Source organism: uncultured Chloroflexus sp. (assembly GCF_937129525.1).
Lineage (GTDB): Bacteria > Chloroflexota > Chloroflexia > Chloroflexales > Chloroflexaceae > Chloroflexus.
Genome location: NZ_CAKZNK010000126.1, coordinates 1 through 5,485, shown reverse-complemented (window position 1 = coordinate 5,485; position 5,485 = coordinate 1). Strand labels below are relative to the sequence as shown.

General features: G+C 58.0%; 5 protein-coding genes. All 5 read right to left on the bottom strand.

Annotated features, from left to right (window positions below):
- Window positions 1-1,260: DUF190 domain-containing protein (locus Q0650_RS15430; RefSeq protein WP_298820539.1), on the bottom strand; the 1,260-nt coding region annotated here is incomplete at its 3' end.
- 18 nt (window positions 1,261-1,278) lie between these two features.
- Entirely contained in the window at window positions 1,279-1,659 is a 381-nt protein-coding gene (crcB, locus tag Q0650_RS15425) for a fluoride efflux transporter CrcB (protein WP_298820537.1), read from the bottom strand.
- 228 nt (window positions 1,660-1,887) lie between these two features.
- Window positions 1,888-2,874 carry an ABC transporter permease gene (locus Q0650_RS15420; RefSeq protein WP_298820535.1) on the bottom strand — a complete coding sequence of 329 codons (987 nt, stop codon included), beginning with the start codon at window positions 2,872-2,874 and terminating at the stop codon, window positions 1,888-1,890.
- Complete coding sequence (locus tag Q0650_RS15415; RefSeq protein ID WP_298820534.1) at window positions 2,858-3,808, bottom strand: ABC transporter ATP-binding protein; 951 nt, start codon at window positions 3,806-3,808, stop codon at window positions 2,858-2,860. Before Q0650_RS15415 ends, Q0650_RS15420 begins: the two co-directional genes overlap by 17 nt.
- 69 nt (window positions 3,809-3,877) lie before the next feature.
- Window positions 3,878-5,041 (bottom strand): NEW3 domain-containing protein, encoded by a 1,164-nt coding sequence (locus Q0650_RS15410; RefSeq protein WP_298820533.1) that lies wholly within the window; start codon window positions 5,039-5,041, stop codon window positions 3,878-3,880.
- Window positions 5,042-5,485: the final 444 nt, after the last annotated feature.

Below are 5,485 nucleotides of genomic sequence, written 5' to 3'. Positions count from 1 at the left end.
CAACAACGCAGCCCGTCCCACCATTCCCACCAGTCGATGATCGGCATCGACCACTGGCAACCGCTTAATCCGGCGCGCAATCATCAGCTCCACCGCCGCCGATACCGGCGTATCCGGCGTGACGGTTATCACCGGACTGCTCATCACACTGGCGGCCACCTGATTCTTCAGCGCCAGTTCGAGTTCGGGCGGACGAGCGCCACCCCCGATCCAGATAGCAAAACGCTGCAACAAACCGGGCGTGGTTGGCCGCATTGCTCGACGCAAAATATCGCCATCACTGATAATCCCGACAACGTGGCGGTCGGCATCAACAACGACTGCGCGCCGGCGAGGTGTTGACAAAATGCGATCCAGGGTCTCGATCAGCGGCGTATCAGGCGATACGGTAGGCACCTCACGCACCATCACTTCGCCTACCGTCCTGGCTGGCCCCTGGCCGGCGCCCGGCAACGCTTCGGCGCTGATGGCAAAATTGTTCGCCACCGTTTGCAACAGGTCAGACCGGCTGAGCATGCCTACCAACCGACCATCGTTATCAACGACCGGCAATCGCTTGTGGTCATGCTCGGTCATCAACAATGCGGCCTGCGCCAGCTTCGCCGTAGCCAGAATAGTGGTCGGGTTCGGCGTCATGACATCGCTTGCCCGTTCAGGCCGCGTTGCCATGGCTGCCAGTTGCGCTGCCCGTTCCTCACCCGGCAGCAACTGCTGTAAATGCAACGGCAACTGGCTTACTCCGCGTTGCAACAGATCGGCATCGGTCACAATCCCGATCACCTTGCGATGATCATCCACTACCGGCATCGCGCGCAACCCCCGCTCGAGCAGCAGACGCACTAATTCAGCGACCGGCGTGTCAGGTGTGACCGACACAACATCGTGGTTCATAACGTCGGCAACCGTCAGATGGGTCGGCAAGACACCGCCGGCCCGCCGACCAACTTTCACCACCTGCACCGGCGAGAGCACGATCAACCCTTCTTGCACAATTTCACCGAGCTTGGGCATTAACCGTTGCAGGCGATCGCTGCGATCAATACAGGTGATGACCAGTGGCAATCGGCTCGGAATATCGACCAGCAGATCGCTGTGAAAGACGCCATGCGTCCCATACCCGCCCACTCCACGCAAAACGGTCACCCCTGGCGCGCCAGCCGCCCGCAGGACATCGACAATACGCGAGGCGATGGCGCGCCCCTGCATACTGTCACCCTCATCGATGTAGATCCAAAGCTGCTGAGCCAAGGCCTGCTCCATTGGAGACCTCCTCATCTCCTATCCGCCAATCCACCGACCTAGCCCGATGCCGATAATCACTGCAATCAGGCCACCTGCAACACTACCGCCGATGTACCCCAGCGCTGCCAGCCAGTTGCCGGCGCTCAACAGGGTAAAGCTCTCGTAGCCAAATGTTGAAAAGGTCGTAAAGCCGCCTAGCAAACCGGTCACTAACATCAACCGTATCGGTTCACTGACAGTCACGCGGTTTGAGATGATGGTCAACAGCAAACCAATCCCCAAACACCCTAACAGGTTAATGATGAAGGTTCCATACGGCCATTCCGTGCCAAACCGTTGCGAGGCCCACAACCCAATGCCGTAGCGCAGGTTGGCGCCAATCGCCGCCCCCAGTGCAATCGCCAGAATGTTGTTCATGTCTGCCTGTTACTCCTCGATGTTCAAAGGCAGAACCCGACAAAAGCTAGTTGTATTGTACGACGATTAGCGCAATGGTCAATGGAGAGATCGACCTGAAAGCGTAGCAGAGTGTGCTCTATCACATCGCGCGATCCCCGCGCCTGAGTCTTTAACTATGGGGGATATAAGCGAAAAGCCGACCGCGTAGCTCTTGCTAGAGCCATGCGGTCGGCCAAATCCAAATGCTTACGCTCGCACTTCCTGACGCTGGAAGAGGATATAGCCAATGGCAAATAACACAATCGTAGCGGCGATCAAACCGGTAGCGTGCGGCCATGTGAGCAAAATGCTTTGTGAGGCCGGCAACGGCGTGCCGGGAATGGCATTGTGCAACTGGATCGGCAGCACAATCCCCAATGCGCGCACTGCCGGATTCAGCATGGCTAACGCCACCTCAGAAAAGAGGGTGTTAGGCGAAATCCGGGTTAACATCAGTTCCAGTTGAATCTGATTAATCAAGGCCTGAGTATCACCCGGTGGCACCGGTTGCAACACGCGCGCCAGCAGACTGGCGATGATGCCCCAAAAGACGGTGAAGAAGAGCCAGATCGCAATCGCGGCCAGCGCCGCTGTGGCCGGCTGACGGAAAACAATCGAGAAGAGCATGGCCAACGCTAGCCAGATGCCGCCGTAGAAGATCGTGATGAGCAAGAACCAGAGCATGCGCGTTGTCTCTTCACCACTCGGCGGCACACCCAATTGCAGTAAGCCCATCCCGACAATTAACAACCAGATTGCGGTTAACGCCAGCGCCAGCGTGCCCAACCCGGCCAGAAACTTACCCAGCAACAACGCATCACGATAGATCGGCTGGGCTAACACCTTTGAGAGCGTGCGCTGATTGAACTCACCATTGATCGAGTCAAACGCCAGCGCAATTGCCAGCAACGGCACCAACAAGCCCAGAAAACCGACAAAGGCCGGCAACGGCTCGCGAGCCGTCGTGAAGAGGCGCAGGAACAAGAAATCGTCACCGCTGCCAACGCCAGCGCGCAGATTCTGGGAAGCGGCGTAGACCGTGCCAAATGCGGTAAGCAGGATCAATGCCTCCAGGATCAGCATGCGGGCGCTGGTCAGGTAATCGGCCATCTCTTTGGCGACGACCGCCCACAATCCCGTCCAGGGAGATCCTTCGCGCTGGCGAGAAGTTGCAATATTACGCGCTTGCTGCATAGGCCGCTCCTTTCTGGAAATAGCGCGCATAGACTTCATCAAGGCTCGGCGTGTCTATGCTCAAACCGAGCAACTTCCCACCTACATCAACCACTTTGCGCGCAATTTCAGCCCGCAAGTCGGAACGCGCTTCCACATTGTAGGATCGCGCTTCGTGCTGCGACACCTTCACGACATCGGGCAGCTCACGCAGCGCGGACATCACCAAGTCGCCGCCCTCAGCTTCAACACGAATCCGATAGGCCCCACCAAGCACACGCTGGGCAAGTTCGCTCACAGTTCCTTCTAAAACCATGCGCCCCTTGTGGAAGAGGCCAACCCGGTCGCAAACCGCCTGCACCTGCTGCAACAGGTGTGACGAGAGCAAAATTGTGATCCCGTTGGCCTTAAGCTGGCGGATCAGGGCAAGAAACTCGCGCACCGCCTCTGGATCGAGCGCCAGGGTCGGCTCGTCCATAATGATCAACTGCGGTTGCTTGATCAAGATCTCGGCCACACCCAACCGCTGGCGCATACCACGCGAGAAGGTCTTCACCCGCCGGTCGGCAACGTTACTTAGCCCAACCTGCTCAAGGGCCTGCTCAATCCGCCGGCTCATCTCCGGCTCGCGAATGCCGTTGAGTTTGGCGATATAGTTGAGATTTTCACGCGCAGTCAGATTGTCGTAAAACCCCACTTGATCGGGCAAATAGCCAACCCGCGCTTTGACGCTAAGCGGCTGGCGCGCCGGATCAAGCCCAAGCACCCGCGCGATCCCACCGGTTGGCTCGGTCAGACCGAGTAACATCAGGATCGTGGTCGTCTTGCCGGCGCCGTTCGGCCCCAGCAGACCGAAGATTTCGCCTTTGCGCACCGTCAGGTTGAGCCGATCGACAGCGGTGAAGGTATCGTACTGTTTTGTCAGATCGCGGCATTCAACCACTACATCGGTCATAAGCTATTCCTCCTGCACGCCCGGGGAGCGCCGCCTGGTTGGGCGACGCCCCCATCGTATGACCGGTCGTCAGCGCCGTCCAAACCGCATCACCGCCACGCCAACCCCAACCACGGCCACGGCGATCAGCGCAATGCCAACCAGCCCCCAGATCGTCGAAGTCAGCACCGTGAAGCGGAATTCGCTGGTAGCCACCGCTGCATCGGCGGGACGGGCAGTGAAGGTTACGAGATAATCACCGGCAATAGCCTGATTCGACGGTTGCACTTTAGCGGTCACCTCTACCAACTGATCGTTAGCCAGCTCAGGAATCTGCTTCGGTTCGAACTCGACAGTCCAGCCAATCGGTGGCGAGGCGCTTAGCTCGATATTGCGGGCCGGCGCGCTACCGGTGTTGCGCACCACCAGCTTCACTTCCGTCTGCTCGCCGATCCGCGCTTCACCTGACAATCGACCGTCGGGCGTCGTCAGAATCAGTTGCGGTTGACCGGTAATATCGGCGACCAGGCGGGTATTCGCCTGCAAATCACCGCCTCTGGCCAGGATGCCGATCTCATATGAGCCAGCAGGGATGTCGGTTACGGCACGCACTTCAACACTCAGATTCTTCGACTCGTTGGGGCCAAACGGCACGCTAGTAACGCTCTGACCCGACAACTTGAAGTCGACCTGCAACCCACGCGGCGCTTCGGCCAGCAAGTTAACCGGAAGCTCTTCGCTGCTCTCGTTCTTGAGAGTGACATTGTAGCGGAAGGTAGTGCTGGGTGAACCGCGCAATGTCGGCAGATCAACCTTAAACGAGAGACCAGCCGGGTTGACCGTCTTCTCCTTGAGGTTCAATTCAATTGGCAACGTCACTTCCTGATTCACGCCAGTTGCCACGGCAGTCATGCGGTACAAACCGGCTTTCACGTCTGATGGTGGCTCGATGCGCAGGTCAAACGTTGCGTTGCTGTTTGGCTCTACGTAGGCCGACTGAATGACACGTCCATCGCCGCGGAAGGTAACATTCCATCCATTCGGCGCTTCGCGCACGCCGAGACGCACAATCTGTGGCGTCGTTTCAGTGCCAAGGGTCAGTTTAAAGGTAACAACATCGCCAATGGTAGCTTCTTGAGCGGGATAACGAGTGTAGAAAAAGAGGTCACGTCCTTGTGCCAGCGCCGGCGTTGCGCTGACCAGAGCCAACAACGCCAGCGTGACAAGCGCGCTGATAACGCGAACAAGCCGCATCGTCAACCTCCCGTTGTGGTAATGATCATTACTCAAGTGAAGCCTCTCAACTGTGCGACATCCACCACCACAATGCCTTAACTGCGGAGATCCGCTCAATTCCGGGAAGATACTCAGCGATGATTAGAAGAAGATTAGCAGCGTATTAGCGTTGTCTATGAGAAGACCAGTCCACCGAGAAACCGGAATAAGTGGTAGTGCTGTAACGGACTTACTCGTTCTCATATGTTGAAACGATAAACACTTGTATCCGGTATCTACCGGATACAAGTGTCACTGCACTTACGCCAGATCTTCGCCTCAGGGATACGCAGGAGGCACTGGTGTTGGCGTCGGCGGTGGTGGCGCCGGCGTTGCCGTTGGCGGTGGCGGATAGGCCGGGCGCGTCGCCGGCGGTGGCGGTACCGGCGTTGCCGTTGGCGGTGGCGGATAGGCCGGGCGCGT

Bases quoted from the DNA above. Each gene is read 5' to 3' on its own strand.
- Q0650_RS15415 (WP_298820534.1), bottom strand. From the start codon at position 3,808: ATGACCGATGTAGTGGTTGAATGCCGCGATCTGACAAAACAGTACGAT.
- Q0650_RS15420 (WP_298820535.1), bottom strand. From the start codon at position 2,874: ATGCAGCAAGCGCGTAATATTGCAACTTCTCGCCAGCGCGAAGGATCT.
- Q0650_RS15410 (WP_298820533.1), bottom strand. From the start codon at position 5,041: ATGCGGCTTGTTCGCGTTATCAGCGCGCTTGTCACGCTGGCGTTGTTG.
- crcB (WP_298820537.1), bottom strand. From the start codon at position 1,659: ATGAACAACATTCTGGCGATTGCACTGGGGGCGGCGATTGGCGCCAAC.